The organism is Massilia orientalis (assembly GCF_030411975.2).
GTDB lineage: Bacteria > Pseudomonadota > Gammaproteobacteria > Burkholderiales > Burkholderiaceae_D > Telluria > Telluria orientalis.
This window is the reverse complement of the sequence record NZ_JASNRB020000006.1, coordinates 341338-361916: the sequence shown is the minus strand read 5'-3', so window position 1 is coordinate 361916 and position 20579 is coordinate 341338. Positions and strand designations below refer to the sequence as shown.

The window sequence follows — 20579 nt, the reverse complement described above, 5'->3', positions numbered from 1 at the left end:
CAGGGCCCGCGTTGTTCAAGTGCGCAGCGCATGCACGATGCGTCCGGCCGCGTCGCGGGCACGCGCGTCCTGGGCCATCACGGCCTCGATGCTGGTCGCCTCGCCATGCGGGTTCTCGTCCATCACGCGGCGTACGACGCGGTCGATGTCGCGGAAGCCGATGCGGCGCTCCAGGAAGGCTTGGACCGCGATTTCGTTCGCCGCGTTCAGCAATGCGGGCGCGGTGCCGCCCGCGCGCAAGGCGTCGAAGGCGAGCGCCAGGCACGGGAAGCGGTCGAAATCCGGCTTGTGGAATTGCAGCGCGGCGAACGTCGTCAGATCGAGCTGGTCGACGCCCGACGCGATGCGTTCCGGGTACGCGAGCGCGTGGGCGATCGGCGTGCGCATGTCCGGGTTGCCGAGCTGGGCCAGCACGGAGCCGTCCACGTACGACACCATCGAGTGGATCACGCTTTGCGGGTGGATCACCACGTCGATCCTGTCGGCCGGCGCGCCGAACAGCCAGTGCGCCTCGATCACTTCGAGGCCCTTGTTCATCATCGTGGCGGAGTCGACGGAGATCTTGCGGCCCATCGACCAGTTCGGATGCTTGCAGGCTTCTTCTGGCGTGACATGTTCCAGCGTCTCGACGGCACGCTGCAGGAACGGGCCGCCGGACGCCGTCAACAGGATCCTGGCGACGCCGGCCACGTCCGGCGAACGTGCATACGTGCCCGGCAGCGACTGGAAGATGGCGTTGTGCTCGGAGTCGATCGGCAGGAGTGTCGCCTTGTGCTCCTTGACGGCGTCCATGAACAGCTGGCCGGACATCACGAGCGCTTCCTTGTTCGCCAGCAGGATCTTCTTGCCCGCGCGCGCGGCCGCGAGCGTGGGCGCGAGGCCGGCGGCGCCGACGATGGCGGCCATCACCGTGTCCGTGTCGGGGCTGGCTGCGATCTCGCACAGCGCCGCTTCGCCGTAAGCGACGTCGATCGGGAGGCCGGCCAGCAGGTCGCGCAGGCGCGTGGCCGCGTCAAGCGTGCCGACGACGGCGCGCTGCGGACGGAACACGCGGCATTGCGCGGCGAGCGCATCCACGCGCTCGTGCGCGGACAGCGCGTACACACGGTATTTGTCGGGATGACGTGCCAGCACGTCGAGGGTCGAGACGCCGATCGAACCGGTGGCGCCAAGGATAGTGATGCTTTGCATGTTGCGTTCCATTGTCAAGGTCGTTCCAACATGTGCAGGCAGAAAGGATGACCAGCGCTGAGTCATTCTGGCACGGCGCGCGTCAAGACGGCGCGCCGCCCGCGTTGGAACGGCCTGTGTCTTACAGCCGCGAGCCGATCAGCGCGGCGAGCGGCAGCACGGGGATCAGTGCGTCGATGCGGTCCAGCACGCCGCCATGGCCGGGCAGCAGGTTGCTGCTGTCCTTCATGCCGGCGCGCCGCTTGAGCTGGGATTCGAACAGGTCGCCGACGATGCTGGCGGCCGTCATCAGGACGAGCACGACGGCAAGCACGGGCCAGCCGTACGTGTGCTGGACGCGCACGGCGAAGGTGTGCGCGAAGGCGTCGCCGCCGAACTGGACCGACAGGCCGCCCAGCACGAGCACGGCGATGCCGCCGCCGATCGCGCCTTCCCACGATTTACCGGGCGAAATCGATGGCGCCAGCTTGTGCTTGCCGAACGCCTTCCCGGAAAAGTAGGCGCCGATGTCGGCCACCCACACGATCGCGAGCACGGACAGCAGGAACAGCGGCGAGTGCGAATACAGGTCGACGATGGCCGCGAAACAGCCGACCACGGCGAACGCGTAGACGAGCGACAGCACCGTGTTCGCGGGCGTGCCCAGCGGCGGCAGGCCGATCTTCAGCGACGGCGCGAACCGGGCGATCCACAACGCGACGCTCAGCGCCGCCCAGAACGACAGGTTCGTGTGCCCCGTGAACACGGACATCGCGAACACGGCGGACCACACGAGCGCGATCACGTGGGCGTTGTGCGTCTCCGGATTGAACAGCCGGAAGCATTCCCAGATGGCGGCGCCGAAGAACACCGTCGCCACGACCGCGAACGCCGTGTAGTTGTTGAAGTAAAGGACTGGCAGCAAAATTGCCAGCAGCACGACGGCGGTAATGACGCGGGTTCTGAGCATCAGCTGTGTAGCCTTATTTAGCCTTGTTGGCGACCTGTTCGCCGGTGCGGCCGAAGCGGCGTTCCCGGCTCTGGTAGGACGCGATCGCCGTGTCGAGCGAGTCGGGCGAAAAGTCCGGCCAGAAGGTGTCGGTGAAGTACAGCTCCGAATACGCGAGCTGCCACAGGAGGAAGTTCGAGATGCGCTCTTCGCCGCCGGTGCGGATGAACAGGTCCGGCTCCGGCGCATAGGCCATCGCCAGGTGCTCGGCCAGCATCTCTTCGGTGTACTCGGTCACGCCCGGGTTGGCCGCGACCATCTTGCCCGTCGCCTGCATGATGTCCCAGCGGCCGCCGTAGTTGGCGCACACGGTGACGGTCAGGCGGGCGTTGTTGGCGGTGCGGCGCTCGGCATTGGCGATCATGTCCTGCAGCTTCGCATCGAAGCGCGACAGGTCGCCCACGACCTTCAGGCGGATGTTATTCGCATGCATTTTCGACACTTCGCGTTCGAGCGCGGTGACGAACAGGCCCATCAGGTAGGAGACTTCGTCGGCCGGACGGCGCCAGTTTTCCGACGAAAACGCGAACAGCGTCAGGTATTCCACGCCACGATCCACGCAGGCTTCGACGATCTTGCGCACGGCGTCCACGCCCTTGACGTGGCCGGCCACGCGGGGCAGCAGGCGTTTGGTCGCCCAGCGGCCGTTGCCGTCCATGATGATGGCGATATGGCGCGGCACCGTCGGCGCTTCGGGGACTGCGGTGGTCGAACTTTTGAAAATCATAAATCTGGCCAAATGGCGGCTACAACAAAAGGCGGAACGGACCGGTCAAGCCTGGCCTGCCGGTCCGACGTCCACGACGATATGCGGCATATCATGCCGCAATACGGATCACACCGTCATCACTTCTTTTTCTTTCTCGGCAACCAGCTTGTCGATGTCGACGACGGCCTTGTCGGTCATCTTCTGGACATCGTCCTGGGCGCGGCGCTCGTCGTCTTCCGAGATCGCCTTGTCCTTGACCAGCTTCTTCAGCTGTTCGTTGGCGTCGCGGCGCACGTTGCGGACGGCGATCTTCGCGTCTTCCGCTTCCGACTTGCACAGCTTGACCATTTCCTTGCGGCGCTCTTCGGTCAGCGCCGGGGTCGGCACGCGGACGAGCTCGCCGAACGTCGACGGGTTCAGGCCCAGGTCGGATTCGCGGATCGCCTTTTCGATGACGTTCAGCATCTTCTTCTCATACGGCTGGACCCCGATGGTGCGGGCGTCGATCAGCGTCAGGTTGGCGACCATCGGCAGCGCGGTCGGCGAACCGTAGTAGTCGACCATCACGTGGTCCAGGATGCCGGTGTGGGCGCGGCCGGTGCGAACCTTGGCCAGGTTGCCTCTCAGGGTCTCGATGGATTTCGCCATCTTGTCCTGGGCACTTTTTTTAACGTCAGCTACGGACATGCTGCTCTCCTGTATTTCTAACTATTGATTAAACGTGTACGAGTGTACCCTCGTCCTCGCCCATGATCACGCGCTTGAGCGCACCCGGCTTGACGATCGAGAACACCTTGATCGGCAGCTTCTGGTCGCGGCACAGGGCGAACGCGGTGGCGTCCATCACCTGCAGGTGCTTCGCGATCGCTTCGTCGAACGAGATCTGTTCGTAGCGGGTCGCGTGCGGATCCTTCTTCGGATCGGCAGTATATACGCCATCGACCTTGGTTGCCTTCAATACAATTTCAGCCGAGATTTCCGAACCGCGCAGTGCGGCGGCGGTGTCGGTGGTGAAGAAGGGGTTGCCGGTACCGGCTGCGAACACGACGACCTTGCCCTCTTCCAGGTATTGCAGCGCCTTCGGGCGCACGTACGGCTCGACCACCTGCTCGATGCCGATCGCCGACATCACGCGGGCGGTGATGCCCTGCTGGCGCATGGCGTCGGCCAGCGCGAGCGCATTCATCACGGTGGCCAGCATCCCCATATAGTCGGCCGTCGCGCGGTCCATGCCCTGCGCACCCGGCGCGACGCCGCGGAAGATATTGCCGCCGCCAATCACCACTGCCAGTTCCACACCCAGCTTCGACACCTCCGCGACGTCGGCGACCATGCGCTCGATGGTGGCGCGGTTGATGCCGAACGGATCGTCGCCCATCAGCGCTTCGCCAGACAGTTTGAGGAGGACTCGTTGGTAGGCTGGTTTTGTCATGAATGGGGCTCCTGTGGTCATTGATGTTTCGAGTTCTGTACTGCACCGGACGGGATCGCCACCCGGTTGTAAAAACGGGCCTTGCGGCCCGTTCTCTTTTATTACTGCTTGGCAGCAGCCATCTGGGCTGCCACTTCCGCTGCGAAGTCGTCGACTTTCTTCTCGATGCCTTCGCCGACCACGTACATCGTGAATGCTTTCACGGTGGTGTTGGCGGCCTTCAGCATCTGCTCGACGCTTTGCTTGTCGTTCTTCACGAAAGCCTGGTTGAACAGCGACACTTCTTTCAGGTACTTCTGCACCGAACCGTCGATACGCTTGGCGACGATCTCGGCCGATTGCGGCTGCTTGCCTTCGGCGACGGCCTTGTCGGCGTCTTCCTTGGCTTTCAGCTGAGCAACCGAACGCTCTTTCTCGATCAGCTCGGCCGGCACTTGCTCTGCCGACAGGGAGACCGGCTTCATCGCGGCGATGTGCATCGCGACGTCCTTGCCGACCTGCTCGTCGGCGCCGTCGTAGTCGACGATCACGCCGATGCGGTTGCCGTGCAGGTAAGATGCCAGCTTGCCGGTGGTTTCGAAGCGCTGGAAGCGGCGAACGGTCATATTCTCGCCGATTTTGCCGATCAGTGCCGTACGCACGTCGTCGAAGGTCTTGCCGTCGACCGGCAGGGCGGCCAGGGCGGCGACGTCGGCCGGGTTGTTCTCGGCGACCAGCTTGGCAGCCAGGTTGGCCATGGCCATGAACTCGTCGTTCTTGGCGACGAAGTCGGTTTCGCTATTGATTTCGACCAGCGCGCCGACGTTGCCGGCAACATAAGCCGTCACGACACCTTCAGCCGTGATGCGGGCTGCCGCTTTCGATGCCTTGCCGCCCAGCTTGACGCGCAGGATCTCTTCGGCACGCGCCATGTCGCCTTCGGCTTCGTTCAGTGCCTTCTTGCATTCCATCATCGGTGCGTCGGTCTTGGCGCGCAGTTCGCCAACCATCGCTGCAGTAATCGCTGCCATGTTCATTCTCCTAAAAGTAGGAGCAAGCCGTCGTCTGCGACGTCTTGCATATTATTAATCTGTTCAGGAATTGCTTACAAAAAGGGGCGCTCGAATCTTAGGCTCGGCGCCCCTTTACAGCTCAGCGGGCCTTGACCCGCGGGCAATTAAGCTTGCTCGGAAACTTCGACGAAGTCGTCAGCCGACTTGACCATCTCGGCGACTTCGTTGGTCGCGTTGGCGCGGCCTTCCAGGATCGCATCGGCGACGCCGCGTGCGTACAGGGTGATGGCCTTCGACGAGTCGTCGTTACCCGGGATCACGTGCGACACGCCTTCCGGCGAGTGGTTGGTATCGACCACGCCGATGACCGGGATGCCCAGCTTGCCGGCTTCGGTGACGGCGCCCTTGTGGTAGCCGACGTCCACGACGAAGATCGCGTCCGGCACGCCCTGCAGGTCCTTGATGCCGCCGATCGACTTCTGCAGCTTTTCCAGTTCGCGCGAGAACATCAGCGCTTCTTTCTTGCTCATCTTCTCGACTTCACCCGACTCGATGGCAGCTTCCATGTCCTTCAGGCGCTTGATCGAGGTCTTGATGGTCTTGAAGTTGGTCAGCATGCCGCCCAGCCAGCGCTGGTCGACGTACGGCACACCGGCGCGCTGTGCTTCGGCGGCGATGATGTCGCGGGCCTGGCGCTTCGTGCCCACCAGCAGGATCGTGCCGCGGTTGGCGGCGATCTGCTTGATGGTCTTCATCGCATCCTGGTACATCGCCATGGTTTTTTCCAGGTTGATGATGTGGATCTTGTTGCGATGACCGAAGATGAACGGGGCCATTTTCGGGTTCCAGAAACGGGTCTGGTGGCCGAAGTGAACACCGGCTTCCAGCATTTCGCGCATAGTGACAGACATTGTATTCTCCAGGGTTGGGTCTTGAATGACGGCCGGTACACCCGTTTTCGGGCACCCTTGTCGGCCGCATTCGCGATTTACATTCACAAATTGCTCGATACGGACACGAGCAACCCGAGATTCTAGCGGGATTTGACACGAATTTCAAGCTTGCGCACGCATCCGGCGCTCAAAAAGCGGCGGCGGCCGCCGGCCCGGCGGCGTTATGAATCACATATAATGACCGGTACAGAACTTATCGCAGAACGGATTAATATGGCAATTTCCATCAAGACCCCGGAAGACATCGAGGGCATGCGCATCGCCGGCCGCCTCGGCGCCGAGGTGCTCGACTACATCACGCCCTTCGTCAAACCGGGTGTGACCACCGGCGAACTGGACCGCCTGTGCCATGAATACATGGTCAACGTGCAAGGCACCGTCCCCGCCCCGCTGAACTATGCGCCGCCGGGCTACCCGCCGTTCCCGAAAGCCGTCTGCACCTCCGTCAACGACGTGATCTGCCACGGGATTCCGGGCGACAAGGTCCTCAAGAATGGCGACGTAGTGAACATCGACGTCACCGTCATCACGAAGGACGGTTATCACGGCGACAACAGCCGCATGTTCTTCATCGGCGAACCGTCGAAGCTGGCACGCCGCCTGACGGACATCACCTACGAATGCATGTGGCTGGGCATCAGCAAGGTGAAACCGGGCGCGCACCTGGGCGACATCGGCCACGTGATCCAGCAGCATGCGGAAAACGCGGGCTATTCCGTCGTGCGCGAATTCTGCGGCCACGGCATCGGCAAGGTGTTCCACGAAGAACCGCAGGTGCTGCACTACGGCCGGCCGGGCACGGGCGAGGAACTGAAAGCCGGCATGATCTTCACGATCGAGCCGATGATCAACGCGGGCCGCCGCGAGATCCGCGAAATGCCGGACGGCTGGACGATCAAGACGAAGGACCGCAGCCTGTCGGCCCAGTGGGAACACATGATCCTGGTGACGGAGACGGGCTATGAAGTGCTGACGACGTCGGCCGGCACCCCGCCGCCTCCCGCCATCGTCCAGCCGAAAGACACCGTCGCCGCCTGACCCGCTCCCATGTCCACTGCCACCATCGCCCCGACACAACCCCTGCAGCCGCTGCAATTGAAACAGCGCCTGAAAGCCGAGCGCCAGCTCGTCATCGCCGAGTTCCGCGAGAACGGCAAGCCGGAAAAACTGTTGCGCGGCCTGCGCCACAGCGTCGACGGCGTGCTGGCGGATGCGTGGCACGCGGCCGGTCTCCCGGCGGACGCGGCGCTCGTGGGCGTGGGCGGCTACGGCCGCGGCGAGCTGTTCCCGAATTCCGACGTCGACCTGCTGATCCTGCTGGGCAACCCGCCCGACGCGATCGCACAGGCGAAGCTGGAAAACTTCGTGCAGCTGCTGTGGGACCTGGGCCTGGAAATCGGCCACAGCATCCGCACCGTGGACGAGTGCATGACGGAGTCGGCCGCCGACATCACCGTGCAGACGAGCCTGCTGGAAGCCCGCCTCGTGACGGGCAATGAAACCGTGCTCAACGAGTTGCTGCGCCGCTACGACGAGGCGATGGACCCGCAGGCCTTCTTCCAGGCCAAGACGGCCGAGATGCGCCTGCGTCACGCGAAATACGAATTCACGCCGTTCTCGCTGGAGCCGAACGTCAAGGAAAGTCCGGGCGCGCTGCGCGACCTGCAGGTGATCCTGTGGGTGGCCAAGGCGGCCGGCCTCGCGAATTCCTGGAGCCAGCTCGCGATCCGCGGCCTGATCACGCGCGAGGAAGCGCGCCAGCTGATGGAAAAGGAGCGTGCCTTCAAGGACATCCGCATCCGCCTGCACCTGCAGACGAACCGGCGGGAAGACCGCCTCGTGTTCGACGTGCAGACGGCCATCGCGGAAACGTTCGGCCTCACGTCGACCGGCGAAGGCCTCGATGCACGCCGCGCCAGCGAATTCCTGATGCAGAGATATTACTGGGCCGCGAAGACCGTGACCCAGCTGAACACGATCCTGCTGCAGAACATCGAAGCCTACCTGTTCCCCACGCCGTCGCAGCCGGTGCCGATCAACCCGCGCTTCAACGAAGTGGGCGGCTTCATCGACATCGCCGCGGACGACACCTTCGAATCCACGCCTTCCGCCGTGCTGGAAATCTTCGTGCTGATGACGGAGCGCCCCGACATCAAGGGCATGACCGCACGCACGATGCGCGCCCTGTGGCACGCCCGCACCCTCATCGACGACGCGTTCCGCGCGAAGCCGCAGCACCGCGCCCTGTTCCTGCGCGTGCTGCAGGCGCCCGTGGGCCTCGTGCACGCGCTGCGCCGCATGAACGACATGGGCATCCTGGGCCGCTACCTGCCGAACTTCCGGCGCATCATCGGCCAGATGCAGCACGACCTGTTCCACGTGTACACGGTCGACCAGCACATCATGATGGTCGTGCGGAACATGCGCCGCTTCACGATGACGGAGCACGCGCACGAATACCCGTTCTGCAGCCAGCTGATCGCCAATTTCCGCGACCGCTGGCTGCTGTACGTGGCCGCCCTCTTCCACGACATCGCCAAGGGCCGCGGCGGCGACCACTCGGAACTGGGCAAGGTCGATGCGCGCGAATTCTGCCGCGACCACGCGCTGTCCGAGGAAGACACGGAACTGGTCGTGTTCCTCGTCGAGCACCACCTGACGATGTCCGTCGTCGCGCAAAAGCAGGACTTGTCCGACCCGGACGTGATCCAGTCCTTCGCCCGCCTCGTGCGCGACGAGCGCCACCTGACCGCGCTGTACCTGCTGACGGTGGCCGACATCCGCGGCACGAGCCCGAAAGTGTGGAATGCGTGGAAGGCGAAGCTGCTGGAAGACCTGTACAAGATGACGCTGCGCGTGCTGGGCGGCGAGCCGCCCTCCGCCGACCGCGAACTGCGCGCGCGCCAGCAGGAAGCGCTGGCCACGCTGCGCCTGTTCGGCCTGCCGTCCGATGCGCACGAGGCGCTGTGGAAGCAGCTCGACATGGCCTACTTCCTGCGCCACGACGCGTCCGACATCGCGTGGCAGACGCGCTGCCTGGTCGATAGGCTGGGCCGCGACAAGCCCGTCGTGAAATCGCGCCTGGCGCCGATCGGCGAAGGCCTGCAGGTGACGGTGTACGTGAAGGACCAGCCCGACCTGTTCGCGCGCATCTGCAGCTATTTCGACCGCAAGAATTTCTCCATCCTCGACGCCAAGATCCACACGACGAAGGATGGCTACGCGCTCGACACGTTCCTCATCACGGACGAGAATTTCGCCAACAGCTACCGCGACATCATCAACCTGATCGAGCACGAACTGTGCGAGGTGCTCGTGCGCCAGGAACCGTTGTGCCCGCCGCTGCGTGGCCGGCTGTCGCGCATGTCGCGCAACTTCCCCATCACGCCGACCGTGGACATGCGCCCGGACGAGCGCGGCCAGTTCTGGGTGCTGTCCATCGGCGCCAACGACCGCAACGGGCTGCTGTACTCGATCGCGAGCGTGCTGGCGCGTTATCGCATCAATCTGCATACGGCCAAGATCATGACCCTGGGCGAACGGGTCGAGGACGTGTTCCTCATCGATGGCCAGGCGCTCAATAACCAGCGGGTGCAGGTGCAGCTGGAGACCGAGTTGCTGGATGCCGTAAAAATCTAAGTTAAAGCGTCATTCCCGCGAAAGCGGGAATCCATGCTGAGCCACAGAATTCTGTCATTCGGAAACGACTGCAGTCTGTCACCGGAGTGACTTCGACGCTTCAGCATGGGTTCCCGCCTCCGCGGGAACGACGGTGTTTTCGTTTTCGTATTTATTCGTAACCATGACCGAACCCGTACGCCTCTCCAAACGCATGTCCGAACTTGGCCTCTCCTCCCGCCGCGAGGCCGACGAGTGGATCGCAAAAGGATGGGTGAGAGTCGACGGCCAGGTGGTCTCCGAGCTCGGCAGCAAAGTGCTGCCGCACCAGAAGATCACCGTCGAGCGCCAGGCCGCCGCCCAGCAGGCGAAGCGCGTCACCGTGCTGCTGAACAAGCCGGTCGGCTACGTCAGCGGCCAGGCCGAAGACGGCTACAAGCCCGCCGTCGTGCTCGTGAAGCCGGAAAACCGCTGGGCGGACGATCCGTCGCCCGAGCAATTCCACCCGACGCAGCTGAAGTCCCTCGTGCCGGCCGGACGACTGGACATCGATTCCGTCGGCCTGCTCGTGCTCACGCAGGACGGCCGTATCGCCAAGCAATTGATCGGCGAAGACACGTCCATCGAAAAGGAATACCTCGTGCGCGTGCAGTACACGAAGCCGGGACGCCTGCCGGACGCCGACCTCAAGAAGCTGAACCATGGCCTGTGGATGGACGGCAAACCGCTGCTGCCCGCGAAGGTGCGCTGGCAGAACGACGACCAGCTCAGCTTCACCCTGAGGGAAGGCCGCAAGCGCCAGATCCGCCGCATGTGCGACATGGTCGGCCTGAAAGTCATCGGCCTCAAGCGCGTGCGTATCGGGCGCGTGAAGCTCGGCGAACTGCCGCCCGGGCAGTGGCGGTATTTATGCGCTGACGAGCGCTTCTGACCGTCAATGCGCGGGCCGCATCTGCATCCACGGATCGAGCACGCGCAGTTCATCGAGCACGGCCCGCGGCGCCTCGACGGTGCCGCCGCTGTCCTGGTCCCACTCCAGCCTCAGCTTCGACCGGCCCCGGCGCAAGTCCACGCGGACGTAATCGACCCACGCATCTTCGGCATCGTATTCGAACGTCTTCATCCAGCCGGTCCGCAGCAGCGCTTCGAGCGTCTGGCGCAGTGCAAACGGTGGGAGGTCCGAAATCGTTTCGGGGTGTAACTGGGGGTCGTTGAAGACACCCAGGTATCTGACGAATTGTGAAATCCACGCCATCGCTGCCTCCCAACATCGGTTGACGTTGATTTCAGTCTACTTAGGCGGCAGGCACATTGACGTTCGCTAACGCACATAGCGGAACCAAATGCAGTTCACATATGTCACAATTTTGTAACTTATTGTTTCAACAACGTCGTATGATGAGTTTCAGACAAGAATCTGGTGCAACTCCTCGAGACTGACGGGTTTCGTCAGATGGTGGGAAAACCCCCGGGTGCGGGTCTGGCGCCGGTCGGCGTCCTGCCCCCAGCCAGTCAGCGCCGCGATGCGCACGCCGGCGAAGCGTTCGTCCTGGCGCAGGCGGCGCGCGACTTCGTAACCGTCCATGCCGGGCATGCCCAGGTCGAGCAGGACACTGGTGGGCTGGAACGAGTCGGCCATCGCCAGCGCGGCGCGGCCGTCGTACACGACGCGGACCTCGGCGCCGTCCGCTTCGAGCAGTAACCCGAGCGTATCGGCGGCATCGCGGTTGTCGTCCACGACGAGGATGCGCTGGCCGTGGAATGGTGCGGCGGGACGCGCCTGGCCCAAGGGTGGCGCGTCGTCGTCGACGTCGCGCTCGGGCGCGAGCGGCAGCCGCACGATGAATTCGCTGCCCTGGCCCGGCCCCGCGCTGCGCGCCTCGACGGTGCCGTGGTGCATCTCGACGAGGCTGCGCACCATCGTCAGGCCGATGCCGAGGCCGCCCTGCCCTTTCCCCGCGGACCGGTGGGCCTGGGCGAACATGTCGAACACGCAGGGCAGCGCATCAGCCGGAATGCCGATGCCCGTGTCGCGCACGGTGGCGACGACCTGGCCGTCCTCGCGCCGCGCGTCGAGCCAGATGCGCCCGCCCGTGTCCGTGTACTTGGCGGCGTTGTTGAGCAGGTTCGCAAACACCTGCGTCAGGCGCACGCGGTCGGCCTCGAGGACGAGCGGCTGCTCCGGCAGCGCGACGGCGAGCTGGTGGCCGGCCCGGTCGATCATCGGCTGGCTCGTCTCGACGGCGCCGTGGACGATCTCGGCGAACGGCACCCGCTCCAGCTTCAGCTCGATCTTGCCGCGCGTAATGCGCGACACCTCCAGCAGGTCGTCGACGAGGCGCGCCATCTGCTTCACCTGCCGCCCCACCATCTCGACCACGCGGTCGGCCTGGCGCCGGCCGTCGGGACGGCTCATCAGCTGCACCGCGTTGCTGATCGGGGCCAGGGGATTGCGCAGTTCGTGGGCCAGCGTCGCAAGGAACTCGTCCTTGCGACGATCGGCCTCCTTTAGGGCCTCCTCGGCCTGCACGGCCCCCGTGATGTCGAGCGAGATGCCGACATAGCCACGGTGTTCGCCCTCGCCCGAATGCCAGGGCGACGCATGGGATTCGAACCAGTGCCGGCTGCCGTCCTTCACGACCGTCTGGACACGCTGGGTGTAGGCACCGCGCGTGCGGATCCCGTCGTACACGTCGCGCAGGTACGCGTCCATGTCGGCCGGCCGTGTGATGCTCTTCCAGCCGGTCTTGCCGTCCTCCGCAATCACGGCGTCCGTCACGCAGCGCTGGTTCAGGTAGATGACATTGCCGTCCGTGTCGAACTGGTACACGAGCGCGGGCGACGCGTCGGCCAGCGCGCGGAACCGCCCCTCGCTCTCGCGCAGCGCATCCTCTGCGCGCCTGCGCACGGTGATGTCGTGGAACAGGATCGCCACGCGCGGCACCTGGCGCCCGCCGACCGGGTACACGAAGAAGTCGTACCAGCTGGCCAGCGGCTGCGAGAAGCATTGCGAGCGGCTGGAGACGCCGGTGCGCACGACCTGGGCGCAGGCGTCCAGCCAGCACGGCTCGTGCTCGGGGCGCATGCGCAGCTGGCCCGGCCCCACGTAGGCGATGTTGGCCATGCGCACGGCGGCCGGATTCGCTTCCGCGTAATCGAGGCCGGCGGGCCGGCCCGTGTCGTCGAAGCGGACGGTCGCGAGGAGAAAACCTTCGTCCATGGCCTCGAACAGCATGCGGTAGCGCCGCTCGCTCTCCGCCAGCGCGGCCTGCGTGCGGCGGCGCTCGTCGACGTCGATGTGCATGCCGACCCATTTGCGCACGCTCCCGTCGCGGTTGAACAGCGGCGCCGCGCGCGCATTCGTCCAGCGCCACCCGCCGGACGCCATCTGCACGCGGAACTCGGCGTTCAGGATGCGGCGCGTACCGACGGCCGCGCGCCATTCGCGCAGCGCGTAGGCGCGGTCGTCCGGATGCACGGCCTCGATCCAGCCCACGCCCAGCGACGCCGATTCCGCCTGGCCCGTATAGGTCGTCCAGGTGGGCGAACCGGTGACGACGCGGCCATGGGCATCCGTCTCCCACACGGTCTGCGCGAAGCCCTCGACCATCGCGCGGAACCGTTCCTCGCTCTCGGCGAGGCGCGCCTCCGTCTCCTTGTTCTCGGTAACGTCGATCACGAACAGCACGCAGCGCGCGTTCGCGCCGTCGCCCGAGATGCGCGCGGGCGCGAACAGGCCCCACCAGCGGCTGCCGTCCTTGCGCTTCATCTGCTTCGTGTACGGCAGCGTCACCCCCTTGTCGATGAGGTCGCGCAGCGCGCGCGCCGACACGTCCCAGAACTCGGACGGCGTCATGTCGCGCCAGTTCGGCATCGTGCGCAATTCGGCGCGCGTGTAGCCCGTCATGCGCTCGAACGCGGCGTTGACGTCGTGCACGGTGCCGTCGATGTCGAAATACAGCACGCCGACGGTGCTGATGCTGAGGGTGGCGTCGATGAGGGCCTTGTGTTCGCGCAGCAGGCGCTCGGCCGCGCGGCTTTCCTCGACCTCGCGCTCCAGGTGCTCCTTGGTAGCCAGGACGGGCCGCAGGCGTTCCTCGACCTTGCGCTCGATGTCGCCGCCGCCCGCCTGGTGCGCGGCCGCGGCGAACGCGGCGCAGGTGCGCAGCCGGCGCAGGTCCTCGGCATCGAAATGCGCGCCGTCATCGGCCAGCACGGCCGCCAGCGCACCCGCGGCACCGCCGTGGAGATGCCACGGTACGCCGAGAAACTCGGCCACCGGCACCCCGCAGGCACGCAGCGAAGGCACCGTGTCGGCCGGCTGTTCCAGCAGCACGGCGCCGTCGGCGCGGATGACGGTGCCGCACGCGCACTCGTCCAGGCCCCAGCGCTTGCCCTCGTGCCCGGCGAGCGCGCCGGAGACGACGCACCAGCGCACGGTGCCGCCGTCGCTGCCGTCCGTTCCATCGCGCACCGCCACGACGACCGCATCGGCCCCGCACAGCGCACGCACGGCATCGGCCAGGAGCTGCAGCCCATGCTCCGGCGTGTCGGCCAGCGCCTGCGCCAGCCGCGCCAGCACGGCGCTCTCGGCCGCGCCGTCGCGCGCGGGCAGGTGCGCCGCGCGTTCGCGCAATACCGCTTCGACGACCTCGTCGTCGCGGGCTCCGGTCGCTGCGTCAAATGTCGAGTCGGCCATGGTCGTCGAGTCTTGGTTGCCCACACCCTGCAACCCCAGATTACTTGACAATCCGATCAGCGCCAATCGAATTTCAATCGTGCCCGCCATGTTTAACAATATTTAACGAATTCCGGGGCACGGACGAACGAAATGGTGGTGCGCCTGCCAAATCAAGGTACTTGAACGGCCAGCTTCCCGCTACACGATATAAAGAAGATAGCGATAACAGGCACCGCGAAAGTTTTCATTGCGTTCGCGATGATTACGAACGATCAGCGCACCGGGCCGGGTACACCCGGCGCGCGCTCCGGTTCGTCCAGCCGCACGGGCTTGTTCAGGTGCAGGTCGCACCCGGCCGCCAGCGCCCGGCGATCGCCGATCCCAGGATCACGGGCAGGAAACCGATAGCCGTATGCACATCATGATTTCCGATCACGAAAATCCGAATCTTCTGATTGCAACTTCTGCAAGTTTGAAACAGCTCGCGCGCACGAAAAAAACGCATAACGCCTGTCAGTACAGGCGATACGCGTGTTGCATGATACCCGTCTCTGGCGTAGCATCCACGCTTTGCCGGACCCTTTCCATGAAAACCGAAATCCTTCCCCTCCCCACGCAATCCCGTTCCTTCCTCACCATCGCCCTGATCGAGATGTGGGAACGCTTCGGGTACTACGGCATGCAGGCGCTGATCGTGTACTTCATGGTCCAGCGCCTCGGCTTCGACGACAGCCGCGCCAACCTCGTCTGGAGCGCCGCCGCGGCGCTGATCTACGTCTCGCCCGCGATCGGCGGCTGGATCGGCGACAAGGTCCTCGGCACCAAGCGCTCGATGGTGCTGGGCGCCCTCGTCCTCACGGTCGGCTATGCGCTGATGGCCGTCCCCACCGAGAACACGTGGTTCCTGTTCTGCGCGCTGGGCGTCGTCGTCGTCGGCAACGGCCTGTTCAAGCCGAACACGGCGAACCTCGTGCGCAAGATCTACGAAGGCGACGATTCGAAGATCGACAGCGCGTTCACGCTGTACTACATGGCCGTGAACGTCGGCTCGACGATCTCGATGCTGGCCACGCCGTGGATCAAGGACTACGTCAACGCGACGTACGGCGGCGAGGTGGGCTGGCACATCGCGTTCGGCGCGTGCAGCGTCGGCCTCGTCGTCGGCCTGTTCAACGTGTTCCTCATGCGCGCGACGATCGCCCACGTGGGCTCGCTGCCGGACGAACGCCCGCTCGACGTGGGCAAGCTGGCCGCCGTGCTGGCGGGCGGCGTCGTGATGGTCGGCGTGTCGGCCGTGATCCTCGAATACCGGACGCTGGCCCGCATCTTCGTCTACCTGGCCGGCCTCGTCGTGCTGGGCATCTTCATCCACCTGATCCGCAAAAGCGCGCCGAACGAGCGCGCCGGCCTGACGGCCGCCCTCGTGCTCACCCTGCAGTCCGTGTTCTTCTTCATCTTCTACCAGCAGATGTCGACGTCGCTGTCGCTGTTCGCGCTGCGCAACGTCGACCTGGAATTCAACCTGCTCGGCGCGCACCTGTTCGACTGGTCGCCGGCCCAGTTCCAGGCGCTGAACGCCATCTGGATCATGGTGCTGTCGCCCGTGCTCGCCTGGGCCTACAACACGGCCGGGCGCAGCGGCCGGGACTTGTCGATCGCCGGCAAGTTCGCGCTGGGCTTCTTCGCCGTGGCGCTCGGCTTCTTCGCGTACGGCGTGGCGGGCGCGTTCGCCGTCGGCGGCAAGACGTCGTCGTGGGTGATGGTCGCCGGCTACGGCCTGTATTCGCTGGGCGAGCTGCTCGTCTCCGGCCTCGGTCTCGCGATGGTGGCGCGCTACGTGCCGGCGCGCATGAGCGGCTTCATGATGGGCGCCTACTATGTCGCCACCGGCATCTCGCAATACCTGGGCGGCGTCGTAGCCAACCTGGCCAGCGTGCCGAGCGACGTCACGGACCCCTTGCAGACCCTGCCCATCTACACGAGCCTGTTCAACAAGCTTGGCGTGGGTGCGCTCGTCTGCACGGCGATCGCGCTGGCCGTGCTGCCCCTGATGCGCAAGCTGTCGGCCACGCACCACGCGCACAACTGACCGCATGGAGGCGCCGACCGGCGCCTCCCGGGCTCGAGCGCCGCATCTTTCATGAGAAGGGTGTCAATACCACATGGCGCCAACTTGGCAAAACGTTTCGGCTTGTTGCAAACTGGAAATATGTTATATTCGCAACATGCCGGCCGACACCTCCGCCGGCGCCACGTCAACGAGCCATGTATCGTCCTTACTTCGTCCGCCCTCTCCTGGCCGTCGTGGCCTGCCTGTCCGCCGCCGGCGCCGTCCATGCCGCGCCGCCGGCCTACGATTTTTCGCCGGTCAACCAGTACAACCTGCAGGTGTCGGCCAGCTTCTGGAACCCGATCATCCGCTACGTGTCGCAGAAAAGCGGCGTCCGGCTGAATCTCAAGCTGGGCCGCACATCGGCCGATACGACGAGCTACGTGCTCACGCGCGAAGTCGACTTTGCGTTCACGAATCACCTGTTCAGCCCCGGCCGCGCCAGAATGGGCTGGACCGTGTTCGGCCGGCGCGACGCGCCGCCCGTGCGGGCGCAAATCGTCGTGCCGGCCGATTCGAACGTGATGACCCTGGCGCAACTGGCCGGCGAGTCCGTCGCCTTCCCGGGGCCGGAAGCGATGATCGCGTACAAGGTGGCGTATGCCCAGTTGCAGCGCCGGAACATCCCCGTCGACGTCGTCTTTGCGGGCAACATGGATGCCGCCTTTGCACAGATGTTCGCGGGCAAGGCGGTGGCGGCCGGCGCCAATTCGCAACTCGTGCAGAACTACCAGCGGCGCGAGCATAAATCGTTCCGCGTGCTGTGGAGTTCGGAACCGTTCAACGATCTCGCGCTGATGGCGTCGCCGCGCGTGCCGGCCGACCAGGTGCGCGCCGTCGCCCAGGCCTTCATCGGCATGGACAAGGACCCGGAAGGCCGCCGCATCCTCGCGGCCGCCACGGAACTCGTGCATGCCGAGGCGCCGCTCGCCTTCGTCGCGGCCAGCGACGCCGACTATGCCGGCTACCGCGCGTTCTACGCGGATGCGCCGCCGAACGTGCGCTGACGCGATGACATTCTCCCCGCTCCTGCGCGTCATGCGCATCATTCCGGCGCTGCCGCGCTCCCTCGTCGGCCGCGTGTTCACCGTGTTCAGCCTCACCCTGCTGCTGTCGATGGGGACCGGCCTGGGCCTGTTCTACCGCTACCAGTTCCTGCAGCACATCGAGGAAACGCAGGACACCGCGCTGACGCTCGTCGAGGTGGCGACGCAGACGATCGAGGACAGCGTCGTGATCGGCGACTACGACACCGTCAAGCGCACCCTGGGCAAGATGCTGTTCCAGTCGCCGTTCAAGCGCGCCGAATTCATCGACGTGGGCGGCGGCACGATCCGCGTGGACGCGCCGCGCGTGACGCGCGCGCTGGCGCCGCGCTGGCTGACGGCCCGCATCGCCGCCAAGCTGTACGACGTCAACCGCATCGCCAACGTGGGCGGCAAGGACTACGGCGTCGTGCGCCTGCAGTTCGACGAGGAAAAGCTGGCGGCCCAGGTCTGGAGCCTCGTGCTGGAGACCGCCGGCGTGGCGTTCGTCGTGTTCGTCGCGAGCCTCGTCCTGATGCGCACCCTCGTGCGCCGCTGGCTCGACAACCTGGGCCGCCTGCGCTCGTTCGAGCACGACGTGGCCGCGGGCCGCGTCACGGCCGAGGCGGCGCTGCTGGCCGACGCGCCGACCGAGATCCAGGAAGCGATCCGCGCCGTCAACCGCAGCGCGGCGAGCCTGCGCGACCAGTTCGGCCAGCGCATCGATTCGCTGATGAACTCCCTCATGCAGCACAAGAGCGCGATGGACCAGGCCGCGATCGTGTGCGAGGCCGACGCGGCCGGCGCGATCACCGGCGTCAACGACCTGTTCGTGACGAGCAGCGGCTTCACCCGCCCGGATGTCGTGGGGCAGCGCCTGGCCGACGTGGGCCGCCCGGCCGGCGCGCGCCTGCCGTGGCAGCCGTCGGACCGCGTGTGGAACGGCGAGGTCGTGATCGCGGGACGCCACGGCCGGCGCCACTGGTACCGCACCATCGTACCGATGTTCGCGGCGCCCGGCACGGTCGAGCGCTACATCTGCATCGACATCGACATCACGGAACGCAAGGAATTCGAGCGCACGATCGTCGAGAACGCGCAGCGCCAGACCCTGATCGCGGAGCTCGGGCGCAAGGCGCTGGCCGCGAACGGCCTCGACGACCTGTTCGCGGATGCCGCCGACGCCGCCGCGCGCGGCCTCGGCGCGGCCTGCGCCGCGCTGTTCGAAACGGGACCGGACGGCATGCGGGTGCGCGCGGGCGCGGGCCGGCTGGCGCAGTCGACGGGCCTGCAGCTGGCGGGCCCGCACGGCGACGCGCACGTTGCCGCGCATGGCACCGATGCGGCGCTGCGCCCCTGGTTCGCGCCGCTGGCGGCCCTGCACGGGATCGACACGGGCATCGACACGGCCATCGTGTGCGGCGAGCGCACCTTCGGCCTGCTGGGCGTGTACGCCGCGCGCCCGCGCCGCTTCGGGGCCGACGACGCCAACTTCCTGCACGGCGTGGCCAACATCGTCGCCACCGCCGTCGAGCGCCAGGAAGCGCGCAACCGCCTGACTTACCTGGCGCAGTACGACCCGCTCACGAGCCTGCCGAACCGGCGCCGTCTCGCGCACAGCCTGGAAGACGCGATCGCCGCCGCCGCGCGTGCACAAGGCCGCGCGGCCGTCATGTTCATCGACCTCGACCGCTTCAAGAACGTCAACGACATGCTCGGCCACGGCATCGGCGACCAGCTGCTCGTGCAGGCGGCGAAACGGCTGTCGGCCTGCGCGCGCGCCGACGACGTCGTGGCGCGCCTGGGCGGCGACGAATTCGCGCTCGTGCTGCCCGCGCTGGACGACGACGGCATCGCCGCCGGCATCGGCGCCCGCGTCATCGAGGCGCTGGCGCAGCCGTTCTATCTGGCAGGGCAGCAGCTGTTCGTGTCGGCCAGCGTGGGCATCGCCACGTATCCCGAGAACGGCCGCGACGCCGAGACCCTGCTGAAGAACGCCGACACGGCGATGTACGGGGCCAAGAACGGCGGCCGCAACAACTACCAGTTCTACGTCGCGGAGATGCACGAGAACGCGACGCAGCGCCTGCAGACGGAAACGCAGTTGCGCCAGGCGCTGGAGCGCGGCGAATTCCTGCTGCACTACCAGCCGAAGCTCGACCTGGCGACCGGCACCATCAGCGGCTTCGAGGCGCTGCTGCGCTGGAACCATCCGCAGCGCGGCCTCGTGCCGCCGCTGGAATTCATCGCCATCCTCGAGGACACGGGCCTGATCTTGCCGGTCGGCGAATGGGTGATCGGCGAAGTGTGCCGCCAGCTGAAGGCATGGCAGGCGCAGGGCATGGCCGTGCGGCCGGTGGCGATCAACCTGTCCGCGCGCCAGCTGCAGCAGGCGGATCTCGCGGGTGCCGTCGAACGCATCGTCGCGCGCGCCGGCGTCGACCCGGCGCTGCTGGAATTCGAACTGACGGAATCGATGCTGATGGCAAACCCGGAGGCTGCTGTCGAGATCCTCGCGCGCATCAAGGCCCTCGGCATGCGCCTGTCCGTGGACGATTTCGGCACCGGCTATTCGAGCCTCGCCTACCTGAAGCGGTTCCCGCTGGACGCGCTCAAGATCGACCGCACCTTCGTGCGCGACCTGCCGGACGATCCGGACGACGCCGCCATCACGAAGGCCGTGATCCGGCTCGCGCACAGCCTCAGCCTGAAGGTCGTGGCCGAGGGCGTCGAGAACGTGGACCAGCTGCGCGAGCTGGAACAGTACGGGTGCGACCAGATCCAGGGCTATTACGTCAGCCGACCCGTGCCGGCCCAGGCGTGCGAAGCGCTGCTGGCCGGGACCGCGATGGCCTAGTTTCGGCTACACTGGAGGGATTC

At 65.8% G+C, this 20579-nt stretch carries 15 protein-coding genes; 6 read left to right on the top strand and 9 right to left on the bottom strand.

Annotated features, from left to right (window positions below; translation table 11 throughout):
* Positions 1-15 precede the first annotated feature (15 nt).
* From ispC to rpsB, 7 genes are all read right to left on the bottom strand, one after another.
* Positions 16-1191: a 1-deoxy-D-xylulose-5-phosphate reductoisomerase gene (ispC, locus tag QPK29_RS12125; protein WP_056135957.1), complete on the bottom strand. Its 1176-nt coding sequence runs from the start codon at positions 1189-1191 to the stop codon at positions 16-18.
* A 121-nt stretch (positions 1192-1312) separates the two neighbouring features.
* Complete coding sequence (locus QPK29_RS12120) at positions 1313-2140, bottom strand: phosphatidate cytidylyltransferase (protein WP_056135253.1); 828 nt, start codon at positions 2138-2140, stop codon at positions 1313-1315.
* Positions 2141-2153: 13 nt separating this feature from the next.
* A complete protein-coding gene (gene uppS / locus QPK29_RS12115; protein ID WP_056135256.1) occupies positions 2154-2906 on the bottom strand; it encodes a polyprenyl diphosphate synthase in 753 nt (250 codons plus the stop codon).
* 108 nt (positions 2907-3014) lie between these two features.
* Entirely contained in the window at positions 3015-3575 is a 561-nt protein-coding gene (gene frr / locus QPK29_RS12110) for a ribosome recycling factor (protein ID WP_036228560.1), read from the bottom strand.
* Positions 3576-3603: 28 nt separating this feature from the next.
* Complete coding sequence (gene pyrH, locus QPK29_RS12105; RefSeq protein WP_036228558.1) at positions 3604-4320, bottom strand: UMP kinase; 717 nt, start codon at positions 4318-4320, stop codon at positions 3604-3606.
* 101 nt (positions 4321-4421) lie between these two features.
* Positions 4422-5330 carry a translation elongation factor Ts gene (gene tsf, locus QPK29_RS12100; protein ID WP_056135960.1) on the bottom strand — a complete coding sequence of 303 codons (909 nt, stop codon included), beginning with the start codon at positions 5328-5330 and terminating at the stop codon, positions 4422-4424.
* Between the two features lie 146 nt (positions 5331-5476).
* Positions 5477-6223 (bottom strand): 30S ribosomal protein S2, encoded by a 747-nt coding sequence (rpsB, locus tag QPK29_RS12095; protein WP_036228556.1) that lies wholly within the window; start codon positions 6221-6223, stop codon positions 5477-5479.
* Positions 6224-6478: 255 nt separating this feature from the next.
* Here rpsB and map point away from each other — a divergent pair, with 255 nt between their 5' ends.
* From map to QPK29_RS12080, 3 genes are all read left to right on the top strand, one after another.
* Positions 6479-7303 (top strand): type I methionyl aminopeptidase, encoded by an 825-nt coding sequence (gene map / locus QPK29_RS12090; RefSeq protein WP_160407671.1) that lies wholly within the window; start codon positions 6479-6481, stop codon positions 7301-7303.
* A 9-nt stretch (positions 7304-7312) separates the two neighbouring features.
* Positions 7313-9904, top strand: coding sequence for a [protein-PII] uridylyltransferase (locus QPK29_RS12085; protein ID WP_371768406.1), 2592 nt, complete (start codon positions 7313-7315; stop codon positions 9902-9904).
* A 163-nt stretch (positions 9905-10067) separates the two neighbouring features.
* Positions 10068-10814: a pseudouridine synthase gene (locus QPK29_RS12080; protein WP_160407666.1), complete on the top strand. Its 747-nt coding sequence runs from the start codon at positions 10068-10070 to the stop codon at positions 10812-10814.
* Positions 10815-10817: 3 nt separating this feature from the next.
* Here QPK29_RS12080 and QPK29_RS12075 read toward each other — a convergent pair whose 3' ends face one another.
* Together QPK29_RS12075 and QPK29_RS12070 are read right to left on the bottom strand one after the other, a co-directional pair.
* Positions 10818-11138, bottom strand: coding sequence for a hypothetical protein (locus QPK29_RS12075; protein WP_056135262.1), 321 nt, complete (start codon positions 11136-11138; stop codon positions 10818-10820).
* Between the two features lie 150 nt (positions 11139-11288).
* Complete coding sequence (locus QPK29_RS12070; protein WP_371768405.1) at positions 11289-14582, bottom strand: PAS domain-containing hybrid sensor histidine kinase/response regulator; 3294 nt, start codon at positions 14580-14582, stop codon at positions 11289-11291.
* A 568-nt stretch (positions 14583-15150) separates the two neighbouring features.
* Between QPK29_RS12070 and QPK29_RS12065 the strand changes: the two genes are divergently transcribed.
* The 3 genes from QPK29_RS12065 (at position 15151) to QPK29_RS12055 (ending at position 20556) form a co-directional block, all read left to right on the top strand.
* Positions 15151-16653 carry a peptide MFS transporter gene (locus tag QPK29_RS12065; RefSeq protein WP_371768404.1) on the top strand — a complete coding sequence of 501 codons (1503 nt, stop codon included), beginning with the start codon at positions 15151-15153 and terminating at the stop codon, positions 16651-16653.
* 176 nt (positions 16654-16829) lie between these two features.
* Positions 16830-17681 (top strand): phosphate/phosphite/phosphonate ABC transporter substrate-binding protein, encoded by an 852-nt coding sequence (locus QPK29_RS12060; protein ID WP_056135271.1) that lies wholly within the window; start codon positions 16830-16832, stop codon positions 17679-17681.
* Between the two features lie 4 nt (positions 17682-17685).
* Positions 17686-20556 carry an EAL domain-containing protein gene (locus QPK29_RS12055; RefSeq protein ID WP_371768403.1) on the top strand — a complete coding sequence of 957 codons (2871 nt, stop codon included), beginning with the start codon at positions 17686-17688 and terminating at the stop codon, positions 20554-20556.
* The last annotated feature ends 23 nt before the right edge of the window (positions 20557-20579 follow it).

What these genes read in the sequence shown, in the direction of transcription:
- ispC (WP_056135957.1), bottom strand. Translation starts at nt 1,191, where the DNA reads ATGCAAAGCATCACTATCCTTGGCGCCACCGGTTCGATCGGCGTCTCG.
- QPK29_RS12120 (WP_056135253.1), bottom strand. Translation starts at nt 2,140, where the DNA reads ATGCTCAGAACCCGCGTCATTACCGCCGTCGTGCTGCTGGCAATTTTG.
- uppS (WP_056135256.1), bottom strand. Translation starts at nt 2,906, where the DNA reads ATGATTTTCAAAAGTTCGACCACCGCAGTCCCCGAAGCGCCGACGGTG.
- frr (WP_036228560.1), bottom strand. Translation starts at nt 3,575, where the DNA reads ATGTCCGTAGCTGACGTTAAAAAAAGTGCCCAGGACAAGATGGCGAAA.
- pyrH (WP_036228558.1), bottom strand. Translation starts at nt 4,320, where the DNA reads ATGACAAAACCAGCCTACCAACGAGTCCTCCTCAAACTGTCTGGCGAA.
- tsf (WP_056135960.1), bottom strand. Translation starts at nt 5,330, where the DNA reads ATGGCAGCGATTACTGCAGCGATGGTTGGCGAACTGCGCGCCAAGACC.
- rpsB (WP_036228556.1), bottom strand. Translation starts at nt 6,223, where the DNA reads ATGTCTGTCACTATGCGCGAAATGCTGGAAGCCGGTGTTCACTTCGGC.
- map (WP_160407671.1), top strand. Translation starts at nt 6,479, where the DNA reads ATGGCAATTTCCATCAAGACCCCGGAAGACATCGAGGGCATGCGCATC.
- QPK29_RS12085 (WP_371768406.1), top strand. Translation starts at nt 7,313, where the DNA reads ATGTCCACTGCCACCATCGCCCCGACACAACCCCTGCAGCCGCTGCAA.
- QPK29_RS12080 (WP_160407666.1), top strand. Translation starts at nt 10,068, where the DNA reads ATGACCGAACCCGTACGCCTCTCCAAACGCATGTCCGAACTTGGCCTC.
- QPK29_RS12075 (WP_056135262.1), bottom strand. Translation starts at nt 11,138, where the DNA reads ATGGCGTGGATTTCACAATTCGTCAGATACCTGGGTGTCTTCAACGAC.
- QPK29_RS12070 (WP_371768405.1), bottom strand. Translation starts at nt 14,582, where the DNA reads ATGGCCGACTCGACATTTGACGCAGCGACCGGAGCCCGCGACGACGAG.
- QPK29_RS12065 (WP_371768404.1), top strand. Translation starts at nt 15,151, where the DNA reads ATGAAAACCGAAATCCTTCCCCTCCCCACGCAATCCCGTTCCTTCCTC.
- QPK29_RS12060 (WP_056135271.1), top strand. Translation starts at nt 16,830, where the DNA reads ATGTATCGTCCTTACTTCGTCCGCCCTCTCCTGGCCGTCGTGGCCTGC.
- QPK29_RS12055 (WP_371768403.1), top strand. Translation starts at nt 17,686, where the DNA reads ATGACATTCTCCCCGCTCCTGCGCGTCATGCGCATCATTCCGGCGCTG.